This is a genomic window from Streptomyces sp. NPDC048523, from assembly GCF_043199815.1.
Taxonomy (GTDB): domain Bacteria; phylum Actinomycetota; class Actinomycetes; order Streptomycetales; family Streptomycetaceae; genus Streptomyces.
Genome location: NZ_JBICWQ010000004.1, coordinates 733304 through 751144, shown reverse-complemented (window position 1 = coordinate 751144; position 17841 = coordinate 733304). Strand labels below are relative to the sequence as shown.

Genomic DNA, 17841 nt, shown 5'->3' with positions numbered 1-17841 from the left:
CCAGGGCCGCGGTTACTTGCGCGAGGCCAGCTCCCGCGCGTGCACGCCGCGTGCGACCTTCGGTCCGAGCCAGCGCTTGAACCTGCGCAGGGCCTCCAGCTGCCCGGCGGCCTTGTCGATCCGGTAGTACAGCTGGGGCGGGACATGGGGCAGCAGCGGCGAGTGACGCTGGCCGAGCAGGGCGAACATCTGCTCCGGCGGCAGGTCGATGTAGCGGGACAGGTTCTCGTACCACTGGGCGCTGTAGCGGGCGGCGCTCTGGATGGAGAGCAGCTCCGACTTGCGCTGCCGCTCGTAGCGCGCGAGTGCCTGCGGAAGCTCGGTGTGCGCATGCAGGGCGTCGGCGAGGGCGATGGCGTCCTCCAGGGCGAGGGTGGTGCCGGCGCCGATGGAGTAGTGGGTGGTGTGGGCGGCGTCGCCGAGCAGGACGAGGTTGTCGTGGCGCCAGGTCCGGTTGGTGAGGGTGCGGAAGTTCAGCCACTGGGCGCTGCCCGAGCCGGTGGAGCGGCCGATCAGCGGATGGCCGTCGAGGACGTCGGCGAACAGCTTCTCCAGCAGGGCGAGTCCGTCGGCGTCGCCGGCGCTGTCCAGTCCGAGGCCGGTCCAGGTCCGCGGTGCGCACTCGACGACGACGGTGCTGCGCTCGGGGCTGAAGGCGTAGCCGTAGCACCAGATCCAGCCGTGGTCGGTCTCGACGAAGGCGAAGGTGAAGGAGTCGAAGACCTTGCTGGTGCCGAGCCAGATGTAGTGGTTGCGGCCCTCCGTGGTCTCGGCTCCGAAGTGGTCGGCGTGCCCGGTGCGCAGGGCGCTGCGCACGCCGTCGCCGGCCACGACGAGCTCGGCCGCGGGGAGGTTGTCGTGGGTGATCTCGTGCTCGAACTCGAGCCGTACGCCCAGGGAGCGGGCCCGCGTGGCGAGGATCTCCAGCAGGCGGTGGCGGCCGATGCCGAAGCCCTCGTCGCTCGGGCGCCGGGTGACCAGGTCGCGCACTCGGGCCTCGCCCTGGTTCCAGGTGACCGACGCCTCCTCGATCGCGCGGGCGGACTCGGGGTCGTGGACGTGGAGCTTGTCGAGCAGTCCGCGCCAGTAGGTGACGCCCCAGCCGTAGGTCGAGCCCTCCGGGTCGCGCTCGTGGACAGTGATGTCGTGGGACGGGTCCTGCCGTTTCAGCAGGATCGAGAGATACAGGCCGGCGGGCCCGCCGCCGACGCAGGCGACCTTCACACGCACCCCTAGAAATTACCCAAAGCGGTCAATTGGCAACGCAGAGTAGCAGCCAGAGGGTGCGTGACCCTCGCTCCGGTTCACGCCACTTTCAGCGCGTGAGGAGGGCCACTGCCAGCGGGTTCACCCGCAAAGGATCATCGGATTCACGGCTCGCGAGAGGAGGAATTCCTCCGTCCGGGTTCCCGAAAGCCCTCTCTACAGCAAGATCATCTTCGTTCAACGCTGTACGACATGTAGGTAATTGTCTGGATCGGAGCCAACCGGCCTCAAGCGATTTCTCCCGCTCTCGACCGGGCGGATAGGCATGCGGAGTCCGTCAACCCAGGAGGCACACCGCATGCCGGAACTCACCCGCCGTACCGCGCTCACCGCGACGGCCGCCCTCGCCGCAGGAGCGGCCGCCGCCCCGCGCGCATCCGCCGAAGACCACCATCACGGGTCACCGGAGGTCTTCGACGAGGTCTACAAGGGCCGCCGGATACGGGGCCGGTCCACCGGCGGCCACCACGGCGGCTACCGGGTGACGGTCGACGGCGTGGAGCTGCACATGATGCGCAACGCCGACGGCACCTGGATCAGTGTCGTCAGCCACTACGACCCGGTGCCCACGCCGCGCGCCGCCGCGCGGGCCGCCGTCGACGAGCTCCAGGGCGCGCGGCTGCTGCCGCTCCCCGCCAACTGACCGCCGCCGCCCCGCCCCCGCACGCCCTTTTGGAGCACCCGCACATGACCGTCCGCAAGAACCAGGCCACCCTGTCCGCCGACGAGAAGCGGCGGTTCGTCGCCGCCGTTCTGGAACTGAAGCGCAGCGGCCGCTACGACGCGTTCGTCACCACGCACAACGGCTTCATCATGGCCGACACCGACAACGGCGAGCGCACCGGCCACCGTTCGCCCTCCTTCCTGCCCTGGCACCGCAGATTCCTGCTCGACTTCGAGCGGGCCCTGCAGTCGGTGGACGCCTCGGTGGCACTCCCCTACTGGGACTGGAGCGCCGACCGCTCCCCGCGCGCCTCGCTGTGGGGTCCCGACTTCCTCGGCGGCACCGGGCGCAGCCGGGACGGTCGGGTGATGGACGGCCCGTTCGCCGCGGACACCGGCGCGTGGCCGATCAACGTGCGGGTCGACGGCCGTACGTATCTCAGACGCGCCCTCGGCGTCGGCGTACGGGAGTTGCCGACCCGGGGCGAGGTGGAGTCGGTGCTGTCCATGGCGACGTACGACATGGCTCCCTGGAACAGCTCGTCGAACGGTTTCCGCAACCATCTGGAGGGCTGGCGCGGGGTCAATCTGCACAACCGGGTCCATGTCTGGGTGGGCGGGCAGATGGCGACCGGGGTCTCCCCCAACGATCCGGTGTTCTGGCTCCACCACGCCTACGTGGACAAGCTGTGGGCCCAGTGGCAGCGGCGGCATCCGGACTCCCGCTACGTCCCGGCCGCCGGAACGCCCGAGGTCGTCGACCTCGACGAGACCATGCGGCCGTGGAACGACGTGCGCCCCGCGGACCTGCTGGACCACACGCGCCACTACACCTTCGACACGGCATGACATTCGTCTTGCGGCGGTTTGCCCTCCGGATCACGCGGTACCCGCGCCACACACACCGAGAAGACGAAGGAGGGATTCACCCGTGTCGCAGGTCGAGGAGTCCATCGAGGTCGGCGTGCCGGTGCACACCGCCTACAACCAGTGGACGCAGTTCGAGACCTTCCCCGAGTTCATGAGCGGGGTCGAGCGCATCGAACAGCGCACCGACACGCTCACGCACTGGGTGACCAACGTCAACGGAGTGCACAGGGAGTTCGACGCGGAGATCACCGAGCAGATCCCGGACGAGCGGGTCGCCTGGACCACCATCGCCGGCGAGGCCAAGCAGGCCGGTGCGGTGACCTTCCACCGGCTCGACGAGGGCCACACCAAGGTGATGCTCCAGATGGACTTCCATCCGGACAGCATCACCGAGAAGGTGGGCGACAAGCTCGGCTTCGTGAAGCGGCAGACCAAGGGCGACCTGGAGCGCTTCAAGACGTTCATCGAGGAGCGCGGTCAGGAGACCGGTGAGTGGCGCGGCGCGGTCATCTGACCCTCGCGCTCCGGCCGGCCCCTAACCGGCCGCTTCCGTACGGCACTCCGGGTGCCCCCAGCCCTGGGCGTTCTTCGCGATGGGCTCGCCCGCCGCGTAGGAACGTCCGCACAGACACCGGCCGGGGAACTTGGCCTTGATCGTACGAGAAGACGAACCGCCGCTCCGCTTGGGCGACTTGGCCCGGGCGGGGCGGTCGGCTTTTTGCGGGGTGTCCGGCGACGGCGGCGGCTGCGGAGAGCCGAGTTCGCTGCTCGCGGGCTCCTGGACGATGGCCGCCTGGCTGGCCGCGCGGTCGGCGAAGTCGTTGAGCGGGTCGCCGTCGACCTGGTGGGCGGGGACGTAACGGAACTCGACCGAACGCCCGTCGAGCAGTTCGTCGATCCGCACGACGAGGTCCTGGTTGGCGACCGGCTTGCCCGCGGAGGTCTTCCAGCCGTTGCGCTTCCAGCCCGGCAGCCAGGTGGTGACGGCCTTCATGGCGTACTGGGAGTCCATCCGGATCTCCAGCGGCACGTCCGGGTCGGTCGCGGCGAGCAGCCGCTCCAGTGCGGTGAGTTCGGCGACGTTGTTGGTGGCCTTGCCGAGCGGCCCTGCCTCCCAGCGGGACGGTGTCTCCGACTCGTCGGCGATGACCCAGGCCCAGGCCGCGGGCCCCGGATTTCCCTTCGAAGCCCCGTCGCACGCGGCCACCAGTCGTTCACGCATGCGCTCGATCATGCCATGAGCGGAGGGGCCCCCGTTCACCCCGCCGGGACGACCGCGGCCACGGCCCTGCGGACCTCCTCGCCCTCGGGTACCGCTCCCTCCGTCCGCGTCGGCGAAGAGCAGATGCGCGGCCCCGATCAGCGTGGAGGCGAGCAGGCCCACGTCGGCGTCGCCCGGGACCCGCCCCGTTCACCCCGCGGCCACCACCCAGCGGACCACCTCGCCCTCGGGCGCCGCCCCGTCCGCGTCTCGCAGCGCAGGTGCGCGCCCCAGATCAACGGGAGGGCGAGCAGATCCACGTCCGCGTCGGCCGGGACCTGCCCCCGTTCACCCCGCCGGGACGACCGCGGTCACGACCCTCGCAGCGCGACGCGAGGGGTGGGAGCTGCTCGATGACTGCACCGGCACCGGCACCGGCTAGGGCACGTCGGAGATCTGGGGGATGTCGCCCTGGGTCGTCGTCACGTCGATGACCGAGAAGCTCGCGCCCTGCGGGTCACTGAGGGCCGCGAACCGGCCGAAGGGCGAGTCCATCGGCCCGAACCGCAGGACACCGCCGAGCTTGGTGGCGCGGGCCACGGCGTCGTCGCAGTCGGGGACCGAGAAGTAGACGTTGATGTACGCCGGTACCTCGGGCGGGAAGTCGTCGGTCATCTTCATCCGGCCGAGGACCGTCTTGTCGTCGAGGTTGAACATGTGGAAGTCGATGGCCTCGTCCTCCATCCGCTGGGCGCGGTAGCCGAAGACGGCCGGGAAGAACGCGTCGGACTTCTCGGGTTCGCGAGTGTAGATCTCGGCCCAGCAGAACGCGCCGGGCTGCTCGGGCGGCGCCTCGAAGCCCTCGTGGGTGCCCGCCTGCCACACGCCGAAGACGACTCCGCTCGGGTCGCGCGCCAGGCACATCGTGCCGAAGTCGCCGACCTGCATCGGTTCCATGAGCACCTCGCCGCCGTTGTCACGGATCTTGCCGGCGGTGGCGGCGGCGTCCGGCGACGCGAGGTACAGACACCACTGCGAGTGCCCTTCCTGCCCCGGCATCGGCGGCACGACGGCGGCGACGGCCTTGCCGTCCGAGTAGGCCTGCGTGTAGTTGCCGTACTCCGACGACGACTCGCCGAAGGTCCAGCCGAGGACGTCGCCGTAGAAGCTCTTGGCTCCCTCGACGTCGCTGAACATCGCATCGGCCCAGCAGGGGGTTCCCTCAGGTTGTACGGCCATGATCGCGGCCCTTCCCGAATCGGTGGTCGGTCCGTCTTCACACGCTAGCCACGGGGACGCCCGACCGCGCGCCGAACGGACGATTCGCCACCAGAAGGGACAGAAGGGACGCGCTCCAGGGGCGTGCGGGGTGCGTGGCTTCGGGGGCGATGAGCGGGGGCGGGTGGGGCCTGGCGGCGGCGGACCGGCGGGACGTGCGCCTGCTCCGTGCGCGGGTCCGAGGATCCGTGTCCCGCCTCCCCGTACCGGACTGAGACGCCGACGGGGCTACGGGGCTACGGGGCTACGGGGAGTACACGAGCGTACCGGCCGCGTGCACTCTTCGGCCTCCCGGCGGGCTCGACGACGGACAGCGTGTTCCGCTTCGCAGAGGTGGCCTCGGCGACGTACCTCCCGCCGCGCCACGACAAGGAAGTGCACACCGTGAACTCCCACACCAGGAGCGCGGAGGCACTCATCGCGCCCCGACTGCCTCACCAGCGATGTTTACACCTTCCCTGCCGCGAAGACGCCCCCTTCACGCCCTGCTCGGACGGCCGCCCCGCCTGTTTGGCTGGTGCCGCGCTCGGTCATCCCGCTCACCTGCCAGGAGGGAATGTGTCCACACCGGACAGCGCCGCCGGCCCCGCCGTCGACGAACCCGATCCCCCGTCCGAAACCCAGCTCACCAGCCTCAGCACCACCGCGGCCCGACAACTCGCCACCACCACCAAGTCCGAACCCCAGATGCAGGCCATCAGCTCCCGCTGGCTGCTGCGCATGCTGCCGTGGGTGGACGTGAAAGGCGGCACCTACCGCGTCAACCGGCGCCTCCAGCTCCGGGTGGGCCGGGGCCGGGTGCAGTTCGAGCAGAACGGCGCCGACGACATCCGGGTCATCCCCCAGACCCTCACCGAACTCCCCACTCTGCGCGGCTACTCGGACACCGAGGTCCTCAAAGAACTCGCGACCCGCTTCCGGGTCCGGGAGATCCGCGCCGGCCAGATCCTCGTCGAGGCCGGGCAGCCGGTCACCGAGGCCTACCTCGTGGTGCACGGCCGCTTCACCCGCTTCGCCGAGGGCAAGTACGGCGAGGAGGAGATCGTCGGCGTGGTCACCGACGGCGACCAGATGGGCGACGAGGCGATCGGCCGGCCCGACCCGTTGTGGCTGAGCTCGGTACGGGCGGAGACCGCCGGCGTCGTACTGGTCCTGCCCTGGTCGGTGGTCAGGGAGTTCACCGACCGGGTGCCCTCGCTCGCGGCCCATCTGGAGGCCTACGCGCGACGGCAGAGCCTGCCGATGAACCGCAAGGGCGAGGCCGACGTCCCCGTCCAGGCGGGCCATGTCGGGGAGCCGACGATCAACGGCGGCTACGTCGACTACGAACTCGCCCCGCGCGAGTACGAGTTGTCCCTGACCCAGACCGTGCTGCGGGTGCACACCCGGGTCGCCGACCTCTACAACAACCCGATGGACCAGACCGAGCAGCAACTCCGCCTGACCATCGAGGAGATCCGCGAACGCCAGGAGTGGGAGCTGGTCAACAACCGGGAGTTCGGGCTGCTGCACAACGCCGACCACGGCCAGCGCATCAGCACCTTCGCCGGCCCGCCGACCCCGGACGACATGGACGACCTGCTCGCCATGCGCCGCAAGACCAAGCTGTTCCTCGCCCATCCGAAGGCGATCGCGGCGTTCTTCCGGCAGTGCAACCGGCGCGGTCTGGTGCCGGGTACGGCGAGCGTCGAGGGGCACGAGATCCCCGCCTGGCGCGGGGTGCCGATCTTCCCCTGCAACAAGATCCCGGTCAGCCCGCAGCACACCAGCAGCATCATCGCGCTGCGCACCGGGGAGGGCGACCAGGGTGCCATCGGGCTCTACCAGACCGGCATCCCCGAGGAGTACCAGCCGGGCCTCAACGTGCGGTTCATGGGGATCGACACCAACTCGATCATCCGCTACCTCGTCACCGCCTACTACTCGATGGCCATCCTGGTCCCGGACGCGGTCGGGATCCTGGAGAACGCCCAGATCGGCCGGACGGCCGAGTGACCGTGACGAGCACCCCGTCCCTGCCGGGTCCGCCCGACATCGCGAGCAGCCTGCGCACTTCCCGGCGCGGCGGGGCGATCCCCGGCCTCAGACACCGGCAGGTCGCGCCCGCGGATCCGGTGAAAGCCGCGGAGGTAGACCGCAGGCTGGAGGACTGGGCCCGGCGCCTCGACCTGTTCCCGGAGGCGTGGAAGGGGGACTTCTCGGGGTTCCAGTTCGGCCGGGCCGTGGTCCTCCAGCATCCGGAGGCCGTCGACCTCGAACGGCTCACGGTCGCCGGGGAGTTGCTGCTCGCGGAGAACGTCGTCGACTCCTGCTACTGCGAGGAGGACGAGGGCCGCGGCGGAGCACGCCGGGGCCTCGGCGGCCGGCTGATCGTGGCCCAGTCGGCGATCGACCCGTACCACGGCATCCCCGAGCTGGAGGAGGAGTGGCGGGAGGGCGTCAGGGCCGACGGCCCGCTGCGCGCCTACCACTTCGCGCTGACGGACTACGCCGCCCTCGCCACCCCGAGCCAGACCGACCGGTTCGTCCACGACATCGCCCGGCTGCACCTCGGCTACCTCGCCGAGGCCGCCTGGGCGGAGACCCGGTATGTGCCGCGGGTCTGGGAGTACCTGGTGATGCGGCAGTTCAACAACTTCCGGCCCTGTCTGTCGATCGTGGACGCCGTCGACGGCTACGAACTGCCCGAGGCGCTGTACGCCCGGCCCGAGATCCAGCGGGTCACGGCACTCGCCTGCAACGCCACCACGATCGTCAACGACCTCTACTCCTTCACCAAGGAACTGGCGAGCGATCCCACCCACCTCAACCTGCCGCAGGTCGTCGCCGCCAACGACCGGTGCGGGCTCAAGGCCGCCTATCTGAAGTCCGTCGAGATCCACAACCGGATCATGGCGGCCTTCGACGAGGAGTCGGCGCTGCTGTCCGCCATCTCACCGCTCGTGGAGCGCTACACCCGGAGCCTGTCCGACTGGGTGGCCGGCAACCACGAGTGGCACGCCACCAACAGCCACCGCTACCACCTGCCCAACTACTGGTAAGCGCACCCGAATGACAGAACGTCACACGCACCAGCACAAGGAGTCACCGTTGACCATCGCCCCCCACGCCGGCACCGCGGCCCAGGTGCCGACCCAGTCGACGTACCAGAGCCGTGTCGCGGCCTACTGGAACGCCGAGGAGAACCCGGTCAACCTCGAACTCGGAAAGCTCGACGACCTCTACCACCACCACTACGGCATCGGAGAGGCCGACCGCGCCGTGCTCGACGAGCCCGATCCGGTACGGCGGCGTGAGCGGATCACCGCCGAACTGCACCGCCTCGAACACGCGCAGGCCGAAGTCCTCACCGCCCATCTGGGCCCGCTCACCCCCGAGGACCGGGTCTTCGACGCCGGCTGCGGGCGCGGCGGCGGCAGTGTCGTGGCGCATCTGCGCTACGGGTGCCATAGCGACGGCGTCACCATCTCCGAGAAGCAGGCGGAGTTCGCCAACGCCCAGGCCCGCAAGCGGGGCATCGACGACCGGGTGCGCTACCACCACCGCAACATGCTGGACACCGGGCTGCCCTCCGGGGCGTACGCGGCCTCCTGGAACAACGAGTCGAGCATGTACGTCGAGCTGGACCTGCTGTTCGCCGAGCATGCCCGGCTGCTGCGCCGCGGCGGGCGCTATGTGGTCATCACCGGCTGCTACAACGACACCTACGGACAGGCCTCCCGCGAGGTCTCGCTCATCAACGCCCACTACATCTGCGACATCCATCCCCGCTCGGCGTACTTCCGGGCGCTGGCCCGCAACCGGCTGGTGCCGGTGCACGTCGAGGACCTCACCGAGGCGGCGCTGCCCTACTGGGAGCTGCGCAAGGAGGCCGACCATCTGGTGACCGGGATCGAGGAGACCTTTCTGACCGCCTACCGGAACGGCAGTTTTCAGTACCTGCTGATCGCCGCCGACCGGGTGTGAACGCGAGGGCCGGGGCCGTTTCGCGAGCCCCGGTCCTCTCTTGCCACGCCGCGTGTCTTCCCCCTCGGGCCCGGCTGTGCTTGCCTGGGGAACCGTTTTTCGGCGACCGGGGCGGGAGTCGCGCATGCGGACATCGTGGATCGTGGGACTGCTGACCGCAGTCCTGCTGCTCGGCGCCTGCAGCGACCCCTCGGACGGACCGGAGACGGCACCACCGACCCCGGACGTCTCCCGCGGGGCCACCACGCATCAGCGCGCCCAGACCTCCCCGAGCGCCTCCACGGCCGTCGTCGCCCCGCGGGTGCTGTATCTCGGCGACTCGCTCGCCATGGAGGCCCAGCGGGTCCTCGGGCAGGAGCTGCGCCGGAATCTGCGGGCGACGTACACGAGCGCCCCGTACTCGGGGACCACGCCGTGCGACTACCTGGAGGGCACCGGGAAGAAGTCCCTGGTGCCCGACAAGGACAAGGCGGCCGCGCTGGTCCGGGCGCTGCACCCGGACTTCGTGGTGCTGCAGTTCTGGGGCAACGCGTGGTACTACACGTGGTGCATGGACGGGATCAGCCATGCCGCCTCACCACAGAAGTACTTCAGCAGGTACCGGGCGGACCTGAAGAGGCTGACCGATCAGATCGCCGCGGCCGGCGGTGCACGGCGGCCGCGGATCGTGTGGGTGGCCCAGGGCCCGGACCCGATCACCCCCGACCGGGTCCGGCGCGTGAACGAACTGTACGAGGCGCAGGCGGCCGCCTCGGACGATGTCGTCGCCGACGCGGGCGCGACGGTGGCACCCGCCGGATCCCGCTACTCCTGGGCGCAGTACCTGCCCTGCACCGCCTACGAGTACGAGCACCCCGACTACTGCACCCAGCCGGACCGCGACCGCACCGCCCTGCACCTCGACAAGGACTATCTGCACTTCTGCCTGGCGCCCACGACGCCCACGCCCAGGCCGTGCCCGGTCCGCTCCCCCGGCATCCTGCGGATCGCCCAGGAGATCACGCGGGTGATCGGTACGTCCTGAGGTCGTCCTGAGGAGCGCCCGCGCGCGTTCGGGGCGCGCTCACTCGCCCGCGTACGCCCGGTCCAGGGCGGCGAGGTCGAACTTGCTCATCGCCATGAACGCCTTCATGACGCGGGCCGACTTCGCCGGGTCCGGGTCGGTGACCATGGCCTGCAGCCGGTCCGGCACCACCTGCCAGGACAGGCCGTACCGGTCCTTGAGCCAGCCGCAGGGGCCGGGCTCGCCGCCCTCGGTGAGCTTGCTCCAGTAGTAGTCGATCTCCTCCTGGTTCTCGCAGAAGACCATGAAGGAGACCGCCTCGGTGAACTTGAACTCGGGGCCGCCGTTCAGCGCGAGGAACCGGTGGCCGTTCGCCGTGAACTCGACGGTCAGCACACTGCCGGCGGGCTGGGGCGCGCCCTCGGGATAGCGGGCGACCTCGCCGATGCTGGAGTTCTTGAAGACCGAGACGTAGAAGTGGGCGGCCTCCTCGGCCTGGCCGTCGAACCAGAGACAAGTGGTAAAACCGTCGGTGGTCATGGGTACCTCCTGGGTCGTGGGAACGTCCGTCATGTGTGTCGACCGATCCTCGCCGCGGAACTCATCGGTCGGACGGCGGATTAATCCAGGTGGCCGATACACCGGTGCGAACTAGCATCCGGGCATGACGTCTGCGCCCACAGAGCCCACGGACCCGGTCCGGCCCTTCCGCCTCGACATTCCGCAGAGCGACCTCGACGACCTCCACGACCGGCTCGACCGCACCCGCTGGCCCGACGACCTCTCGGCCACGGGCTGGGCATACGGCGTCCCGGCGGCCTACCTGCGCGAACTCGCCCACCACTGGCGGCACTCCTACGACTGGCGGGCGGCCGAGGCACAGCTGAACGAGTGGCCCCAGTTCACGACCGTCATCGACGGCACGACCGTGCACTTCGCCCACATCCGCTCCCCCGAGCCGGACGCCACCCCGCTGATCATCACGCACGGCTGGCCGGGCTCGATCGTCGAGTTCCTGGACGTGGTGGGCCCGTTGACCGATCCGGCGGCCCACGGCGGCGACCGGGCCGACGCCTTCCACGTCGTCGTACCGAGCATCCCCGGGTTCGGGCTGTCCGGGCCGCCCGCCGACACGGGCTGGGAGGCGGGCCGGATCGCCGACGCGTGGGCCGAGCTGATGACACGGCTCGGCTACGAGCGGTTCGGCGCGCAGGGCGGTGACTGGGGCTCGGCGATCTCCCGGGAGCTGGGCCGCGCCCATCCCGAGCGGATCATCGGTGTCCACCTCAACCTGCTGCCGGGCGCGCAGGCGACGCACGGACCGACGGAGGAGGAACTCGCCGCGCTCGGCCCCGGGGAACGGGAGCAGACGCTGGAGTCATGGCGCCGGTGGGGCGCCTGGTCGGCGGAGGGCACCGGGTACGCGGTCCTGCACTCCACCCGGCCGCAGACCCTCGCCTACGCCCTCACCGACTCGCCGGTCGGCCAACTCGCCTGGATCGTCGAGAAGTTCCAGGAGTGGACCGACTCCGCGGAGCTGCCCGAGGAGGCCGTGGACCGGGACCGGCTGCTGACCAACGTGATGCTGTACTGGCTGACCGGCACCGGCGGTTCGGCCGCCCGGATCTACTACGAGCGGGCGCACGCCACGGGCGGGAGGGCGGCCCGGCCCACCGAACCGTCGACCGCGCCGACCGCCCTCGCCGTCTTCCCGGCGGAGCTTCAGCTCCCGCTGCGGCACAAGGCGGAACGCACCGACAACATCGTGCGCTGGACCGAGTTCGACCGGGGCGGCCACTTCGCGGCGATGGAGGAGCCGGACCTGCTGGTCGGCGACGTGCGGGCGTTCTTCCGGCAGCTGCGCGAGAAGGGCTGAGCCCACCGCTGAGCACACCGCTCAGCACACCCCCGGGCCGGCCCTCTGCCGGTGGCGAATCTGCCACCGGCAGAGAAAACGCCGCGGGCCGTCCTGCGAGGTCGACAGTGGAGCCGACGGCATCCCTACGACCACGAGGACCGCCCATGACTTCCCCCCGGGCCGAGGACGGCGACACCCCTCCCACCCGCTTCGACGACCAACTGGCCGCCCAGCTCCTCGCCCAGCGCATCGTCCTGCTGGGCACCCAGGTCGACGAGGTCTCCGCCAACCGGATCTGCTCCCAGCTGCTGGTCCTGTCCGCGGAGGACCCGCGCACCGACATCAGCCTGTACATCAACAGCCCGGGCGGCTCCGTGTACGCGGGCCTCGCCATCTACGACACGATGCGGCTGATTCCCAACGACGTGTCGACGCTCGCCATGGGTTTCGCGGCGAGCATGGGCCAGTTCCTGCTCTGCGGCGGCACACCCGGCAAGCGGTACGCCCTGCCCAACGCCCGGATCATGATGCACCAGGGGTCCGCGGGCATCGGCGGGACCACCGCCGACATCCTGATCCAGGCGGAGAACCTGGATCACAGCAAACAGACCATGGAGCGGCTCCTCGCCGAGAACACGGGCCAGACACCGGAGACCATCGCCCGCGACGGCGACCGCGACCGCTGGTTCACGGCCGAGGAGGCCAAGGAGTACGGCATGGTGGACCGGGTCCTGGAGTCCCTCGCGGACGTCCGCCCGGCCGCCTCGAAGCGACGGATGGGGCTGTGACATGGCGAACTACACGATTCCGTACGTCGTCGAGCGGACCGCGCAGGGCGAGCGGTCCTCCGACGTGTTCAGCCGCCTGCTCTCCGAGCGGATCATCTTCCTCGGCACCGAGATCGACGACGGCGTGGCCAACGTCGTGATCGCACAGCTCCTGCACCTGGAGTCGGCGGCACCGGAGAACGAGATCTCGATCTACATCAACTCCCCCGGCGGATCGTTCACCTCGCTGATGGCGATCTACGACACGATGACCTACGTGCAGGCCCCGATCTCGACGCTGTGCGTGGGACAGGCGGCGTCCACCGCGGCCGTCCTGCTGGCCGGCGGGGACCCCGGGCGGCGGCTCGTGCTGGAGCACGCACGCGTACTGCTCGGCCAGCCCGCCTCCGGCGGCAGCCGCGGCGCCATCTCCGATCTCGCCCTGCAGGCCAAGGAGATGGTCCGCATCCGCTCCCAGGTCGAGGAGGTGCTGGCCCGCCACACCCACCACGACATCGCGACCCTGCGCGCGGACATGGACCGCGACAAGGTGTTCACCGCGCAGGAGGCGGTGGAGTACGGGCTGGCCGACGAGGTGGTGAGCCGGCGCCTCGTGACGGTCTGAGACACCGGCCCCGCCGCCTCAGGCCGCCAGGCACATCCCGTTGTACGGCGATCCCGGCACCGCGCGGCGGCTGCGCGCGGCGTGCCGGGTGAGCTCCCCCTGGGCCAGGGAGAGCAGATCACCGAGGCCGAGACCCAGTGCCTGGGCGGCGGCCGCGAGGACCTCCGAGGAGGCCTCCTTGCGGCCGCGCTCGACTTCGGAGAGGTAGGGCATCGAGATCCGGGCCGCGTCGGCCACGTCCTTGAGCGTGCGCTCCTGGGCGAGGCGCTCGCGGCGCAGGACGTCTCCGACGAGGTCACGCCACAGGGGTTCCCTGGATTGCCTGGTCTCCCTGGCGGCGGGATCCCGCGGCGGTGCCGTGGCGGGGCGTTCGGACACTGGGCGGACGGACCCCGGGCGCGCGGACTGCGGGCGCAGCGGGATCACGCGGGCTTGGTTCGGCGCTTCGTTGCTCACCGGCTCAGCCTAAATTCCCTGGCCGCCAGGGGAAGGGTCCGGCATTCTGCCCTGGGTGGAATCGATGGGAAGGTCGCGGACACCGGTGCTGCGCGAGACGTTCAACGACGCGGCGGAGCTGTACGACAAGGCGCGTCCGAGCTATCCGCCCGCTCTGGTCGGGGAGTTGGCACGGTCGGCGGCCCTCGGCCGACGGAGCCGTGTGCTGGAGATCGGCCCAGGTACGGGTCAGCTGACCCGTGCCCTTGCCGGGTTCGGGTGTCACATCACGGCGGTGGAGCTGGGCGACGCGCTGGCCGCGGTGGCCAGGCGGCGGCTGGCGGGATTCCCGCGGGTCGATGTGCGTACCGCAGAGTTCGAGCGCTGGCCGCTGCCAAAGGAGCGCTTCGACCTGGTCGCCTGCGCCACCGCCTTCCACTGGATCGACCCGGCCGTCCGGGTGGAGAAGGCGGCGGACGCGCTGCGCGCCGGGGGACATCTCGCTGTCGTGGTCACCCACCATGTGGCGGGCGGCACGACCGAGTTCTTCGCCCGGGCCCAGGAGTGCTACGAACGCTGGGATCCGGCCACACCGCCCGGTCTGCGGCTCCGGCCGTCGTCCGAGATCCTCTCGGAGACGGAGGAGTTCGAGACCTGTCCGCGCTTCGCCGACGTCACGGTCACGCGCTTCGAACAGGACATCACCCACACCGCCGACGAGTACATCGACGTCCTCCTCACCTACTCGGGCCACCGGGCGCTCGACTGCACCCGCCGCGAGGGCCTGCTGGCCTGCATCCGGGAACTGATCGACACGCGGTACGGCGGCCGGGTCACCAAGCGCTACCTCCACGAACTGATCGTCGCGACCCGGGTCGCTCTCTGAGGAACGGCGATTTCACGCCACCGGTCAACTTGGGGGGCATGCGTCGTCACTCCCCGGGTAGGCGCAGGGCGAGAGAGCTGCGGGCTGATCGGTCGGCCGGTGGTCCGGGCACGCATATGTTCTTGCGTTCCGGGTACACGGCAGGCCACACCTGCAGCACTCGTGACAACCCAGGCCGAAGAGGCAGACGTCGAGCCGTGACTTTCGTGGGAGAGGTAATGCATACCGCCGTCACCGCCGTGAATCGTTCGGAGGCACACGTCACCGAGCACGCCAGCGGGACCAGGACGGGTGGGACACCCCTGCCGGGAGTCGAGGAACCGCGCTCCGTCGCCCCTCGGGACGCACGCGAGCTGTCCCGCCAGTTCTTCCAGCGCCTGACCGAGCTCGAAGAGGGCACGCACGAGTACCAGTACGCGCGCAACACCCTCATCGAGATGAACATGTCGCTCGTGCGCTTCGCGGCCGGAAGGTTCCGGGGCCGTGGCGACGACATGGAGGACATCGTCCAGACCGGCATGATCGGTCTGATCAAGGCGATCGACCGGTTCGAGATCTCCCGCGAGGTCGAGTTCACGTCGTTCGCGCTCCCCTACATCGTCGGCGAGATCAAGCGCTTCTTCCGTGACACCACCTGGGCGGTGCACGTCCCGCGGCGCCTTCAGGAGCTGCGCGTCGAGCTGGCCAAGGCGCGTGAGGAACTCGGCAGCCGGCTGGACCGCGATCCGACGGTGGCCGAACTCGCCACCCTGATGAACATCTCCGAGAAGGAGGTGATCGAGGCGCAGATCGCCTCGAACGGCTACAACTCCTCGTCCCTGGACGCCGCCCTGACCGGCGACGGCCCCGAGGGCGGCGAAGCCGTGCTCGCCGACTTCATCGGCGTGGAGGAGGACGGGCTGCGGCTCGTCGAGGACTTCCAGTCACTCGCCCCGCTGATGGCCGAGCTCAGCGACCGCGACCGGCAGATCATCCACATGCGGTTCGTGGAGGAGGCCACGCAGTCGGAGATCGGTGAGCGCCTCGGCTGCTCGCAGATGCACGTGTCCCGGCTGATCAAGCGGATCATCACGCGGCTGCGTGAGGGCATGCTCGGGGAGCTGGGCTGCGCCTGACCCACACGGACAGCGAAAAAAGCGGGTGCCGTCTCCGGACGGCACCCGTTGTACGTACGTGAGGCGGGCCGCTCACTCCTTGGCGCCGAAGCCCAGTACGGCCCTCACGCGCTTGCCCACGGGTACGCGTTCCGCCGCGACCTCCCGTGCCAGGACGTGCACGATCTCCAGACCGTGCCGGCCGACGCGCTGAGGATCCCGCGGGAACCTGCGGGGCAGGGCTTCGCTGCTGTCGTAGACCGTGACGGTGACCGTGGCGTCGGTGCCCTCCAGTTCGAGGATGTACGGCCCGTTGCTGTGCCGGTCGGCGTTGGTGACGAGTTCGCTCACCACGAGGAGCACCTCGTCCTCGGCACGGCTGCCGACGTCGGCACACCACTCGGTTCTGAGTCTGTCCAGGAAGTCCGCGGCGAACGACCGCGCATCGGCGATACTTCCCGGCTCGCCCGTGTAGTGCGCTGCCCGCCGCAGGGGTTCCACGGGCACGTCGAAACCAGTCGGTATCACTGCCCCGTCCAGATGATCGATCATGCGTTTCTCTCTCGGAAGCCGGACTGGCCGGACGCTGCTGCACCAGTCCTCGTACCCCGAGTCGCCCGCCGCAGTCCAGGTGATACGTCACACTGCCGGGGACACCGTGGCACTGGACAGGGGCGCGGACTGTGTCGTCTCCGGCGTGGTGGAGGAGGTGAGGGGCGCCGGCGGTGCCGAGGACTCGGGTACGAGGGGCTCACGTGAGGATTCACTGCTGGGCGGCTGTGACGTGGGCGGGCTCGTGGGCGGGGAGGACGGGGCGACCAGGGCCGGCGGGCACGGGCGGTGCGAGCCGGAGGGCGTCGGAGCCCCGCTCGACGTGGAGACGCAGGGCGACGGGGAGGCCGGGGACGTCGATGTGCCGGGTGCCGTCGGCGGGGACACGGTCACCGGCGGGGAGGGCCTGGCCGGCGGGTGGGTCCTGTGGTCCTTGCTCCCGGTGTCGCCGCGGTGCCGGGCGACCCAGTCGTGGTGGTCGGGGTCGTAGATCACGAAGATGTTGATGACCGTCGTCGAGGGCGCCACCACGACCACGTTCGAGGGGTGGTACGACGCCCAGGAGTCGCCGGTGGGCTTCGGCGTGCTCTGCTGGGCGACCGGCGGGGTCAGCGGGTTGCCGCAGGCACAGCGCGTGCGGGGCACTCCGCGGTCGTCGACGAGCACGGCGGTGCCGGCCTGGAGGACGGCCTGGTAGCTGGTGGCGGCGCCGTCACGGTAGCCGTGATTGGTGACGCGGGTGTCCATGCGCAGCTGGACGGGTGTGAGCGAGCGCAGGAAGGCGGGGACCCCGGACGGCTGGACGCCGGCGACCGAGGCGAACACGCTGTTCTTCGCGGGGTCTGCCCCAAGGGCCTTGACCTGCTTCTCGATGTCGCAGCTGGAGACGTTGCGGGTGCCTCCGTAGAGGCCGGGAGCGGCGCCGTCCACGCCGCGCACGGCGTTCGCCGGCTCGGAGGAGGAGCCGGTCGGGGTGGCGGAGACCGGTGGCACCGTGCTGTCCTTCGCGGTCGACTCGGTGAAGGGGTCGGGGCCCGTCTTGGCGGCGGCCTGGAGGAAGACCTCACCGTTGCCGCCGGCCGCGGTGGAGCCGCCGCCGGAGCGGGTGAAGACGAGGGCGAGGACCACGGCGACGACGACCGCGCCGGCGATGATCGCGACCCGGGGTGCCGACCGCCACCAGGGGCGGCGGGGTTCGGGCGCGGGTGCTCCGCCGCTGCTGCCCGGGGGCTGCGAGGGCGGGCCCGAAGGCGGCTGCGAGGGGCCCGAGAGGGGTCCCGAGGGCGGCCCGGTGGGGCGGCCCGACGTAGGCGGTTCGACGCTCACGAGTTCTTCTTCCCGACGCGGGACTCCTGCGGCGCGATCCGATTGCCCCGA

At 70.4% G+C, this 17841-nt stretch carries 19 protein-coding genes; 12 read left to right on the top strand and 7 right to left on the bottom strand.

Annotated features, from left to right (window positions below; translation table 11 throughout):
• Window positions 1-12 precede the first annotated feature (12 nt).
• Complete coding sequence (locus ACGFWE_RS24240; protein ID WP_393601650.1) at window positions 13-1230, bottom strand: FAD-dependent monooxygenase; 1218 nt, start codon at window positions 1228-1230, stop codon at window positions 13-15.
• A gap of 334 nt (window positions 1231-1564) precedes the next feature.
• Here ACGFWE_RS24240 and ACGFWE_RS24235 point away from each other — a divergent pair, with 334 nt between their 5' ends.
• From ACGFWE_RS24235 to ACGFWE_RS24225, 3 genes are all read left to right on the top strand, one after another.
• Window positions 1565-1909: a tyrosinase cofactor gene (locus tag ACGFWE_RS24235; RefSeq protein ID WP_352385946.1), complete on the top strand. Its 345-nt coding sequence runs from the start codon at window positions 1565-1567 to the stop codon at window positions 1907-1909.
• Window positions 1910-1953: 44 nt separating this feature from the next.
• Window positions 1954-2778 carry a tyrosinase family protein gene (locus ACGFWE_RS24230; protein ID WP_393601648.1) on the top strand — a complete coding sequence of 275 codons (825 nt, stop codon included), beginning with the start codon at window positions 1954-1956 and terminating at the stop codon, window positions 2776-2778.
• Between the two features lie 82 nt (window positions 2779-2860).
• Complete coding sequence (locus tag ACGFWE_RS24225; protein ID WP_007379788.1) at window positions 2861-3313, top strand: SRPBCC family protein; 453 nt, start codon at window positions 2861-2863, stop codon at window positions 3311-3313.
• A 21-nt stretch (window positions 3314-3334) separates the two neighbouring features.
• On the opposite strand, the gene ACGFWE_RS24220 is transcribed toward ACGFWE_RS24225, so the two are convergent.
• Together ACGFWE_RS24220 and ACGFWE_RS24215 are read right to left on the bottom strand one after the other, a co-directional pair.
• Window positions 3335-4033, bottom strand: a complete 699-nt coding sequence (locus ACGFWE_RS24220; RefSeq protein WP_393601646.1) for a ribonuclease H — start codon at window positions 4031-4033, stop codon at window positions 3335-3337.
• A 405-nt stretch (window positions 4034-4438) separates the two neighbouring features.
• On the bottom strand, window positions 4439-5239 hold the full coding sequence (locus ACGFWE_RS24215) for a VOC family protein (protein ID WP_352385953.1): 801 nt from the start codon (window positions 5237-5239) through the stop codon (window positions 4439-4441).
• A gap of 597 nt (window positions 5240-5836) precedes the next feature.
• Between ACGFWE_RS24215 and ACGFWE_RS24210 the strand changes: the two genes are divergently transcribed.
• The 4 genes from ACGFWE_RS24210 (at window position 5837) to ACGFWE_RS24195 (ending at window position 10268) form a co-directional block, all read left to right on the top strand.
• Window positions 5837-7273: a family 2B encapsulin nanocompartment shell protein gene (locus ACGFWE_RS24210; protein WP_393601643.1), complete on the top strand. Its 1437-nt coding sequence runs from the start codon at window positions 5837-5839 to the stop codon at window positions 7271-7273.
• Entirely contained in the window at window positions 7270-8319 is a 1050-nt protein-coding gene (locus tag ACGFWE_RS24205; protein ID WP_393601641.1) for a family 2 encapsulin nanocompartment cargo protein terpene cyclase, read from the top strand. Before ACGFWE_RS24210 ends, ACGFWE_RS24205 begins: the two co-directional genes overlap by 4 nt.
• A gap of 49 nt (window positions 8320-8368) precedes the next feature.
• On the top strand, window positions 8369-9244 hold the full coding sequence (locus ACGFWE_RS24200) for a geranyl diphosphate 2-C-methyltransferase (protein WP_393601639.1): 876 nt from the start codon (window positions 8369-8371) through the stop codon (window positions 9242-9244).
• Between the two features lie 124 nt (window positions 9245-9368).
• A complete protein-coding gene (locus ACGFWE_RS24195) occupies window positions 9369-10268 on the top strand; it encodes an SGNH/GDSL hydrolase family protein (protein WP_393601637.1) in 900 nt (299 codons plus the stop codon).
• Between the two features lie 39 nt (window positions 10269-10307).
• On the opposite strand, the gene ACGFWE_RS24190 is transcribed toward ACGFWE_RS24195, so the two are convergent.
• The gene (locus ACGFWE_RS24190; protein WP_393601636.1) at window positions 10308-10787 is read right to left on the bottom strand and encodes a VOC family protein; all 480 of its coding nucleotides are present in this window, start codon (window positions 10785-10787) and stop codon (window positions 10308-10310) included.
• A 124-nt stretch (window positions 10788-10911) separates the two neighbouring features.
• Between ACGFWE_RS24190 and ACGFWE_RS24185 the strand changes: the two genes are divergently transcribed.
• From ACGFWE_RS24185 to ACGFWE_RS24175, 3 genes are all read left to right on the top strand, one after another.
• Window positions 10912-12123, top strand: a complete 1212-nt coding sequence (locus ACGFWE_RS24185) for an epoxide hydrolase family protein (protein WP_393601634.1) — start codon at window positions 10912-10914, stop codon at window positions 12121-12123.
• Window positions 12124-12269: 146 nt separating this feature from the next.
• Window positions 12270-12893 carry an ATP-dependent Clp protease proteolytic subunit gene (locus tag ACGFWE_RS24180; protein ID WP_352385966.1) on the top strand — a complete coding sequence of 208 codons (624 nt, stop codon included), beginning with the start codon at window positions 12270-12272 and terminating at the stop codon, window positions 12891-12893.
• 1 nt (window position 12894) lies between these two features.
• A complete protein-coding gene (locus ACGFWE_RS24175; protein WP_352385968.1) occupies window positions 12895-13497 on the top strand; it encodes an ATP-dependent Clp protease proteolytic subunit in 603 nt (200 codons plus the stop codon).
• An 18-nt stretch (window positions 13498-13515) separates the two neighbouring features.
• Here the strand turns inward: ACGFWE_RS24175 and ACGFWE_RS24170 are convergent, their stop codons facing one another.
• Window positions 13516-13953, bottom strand: a complete 438-nt coding sequence (locus ACGFWE_RS24170) for a helix-turn-helix domain-containing protein (protein WP_393601631.1) — start codon at window positions 13951-13953, stop codon at window positions 13516-13518.
• Window positions 13954-14017: 64 nt separating this feature from the next.
• On the opposite strand from ACGFWE_RS24170, the gene ACGFWE_RS24165 reads away from it, so the two are divergent.
• Window positions 14018-14818: a class I SAM-dependent methyltransferase gene (locus ACGFWE_RS24165; protein ID WP_393601629.1), complete on the top strand. Its 801-nt coding sequence runs from the start codon at window positions 14018-14020 to the stop codon at window positions 14816-14818.
• Window positions 14819-15036: 218 nt separating this feature from the next.
• The gene (locus tag ACGFWE_RS24160; protein WP_352385974.1) at window positions 15037-15933 is read left to right on the top strand and encodes an RNA polymerase sigma factor SigF; all 897 of its coding nucleotides are present in this window, start codon (window positions 15037-15039) and stop codon (window positions 15931-15933) included.
• A 72-nt stretch (window positions 15934-16005) separates the two neighbouring features.
• Here the strand turns inward: ACGFWE_RS24160 and ACGFWE_RS24155 are convergent, their stop codons facing one another.
• The gene (locus ACGFWE_RS24155; protein ID WP_352385976.1) at window positions 16006-16464 is read right to left on the bottom strand and encodes an ATP-binding protein; all 459 of its coding nucleotides are present in this window, start codon (window positions 16462-16464) and stop codon (window positions 16006-16008) included.
• 87 nt (window positions 16465-16551) lie between these two features.
• On the bottom strand, window positions 16552-17790 hold the full coding sequence (locus tag ACGFWE_RS24150; protein ID WP_393601627.1) for a DUF6777 domain-containing protein: 1239 nt from the start codon (window positions 17788-17790) through the stop codon (window positions 16552-16554).
• Window positions 17791-17841: the final 51 nt, after the last annotated feature.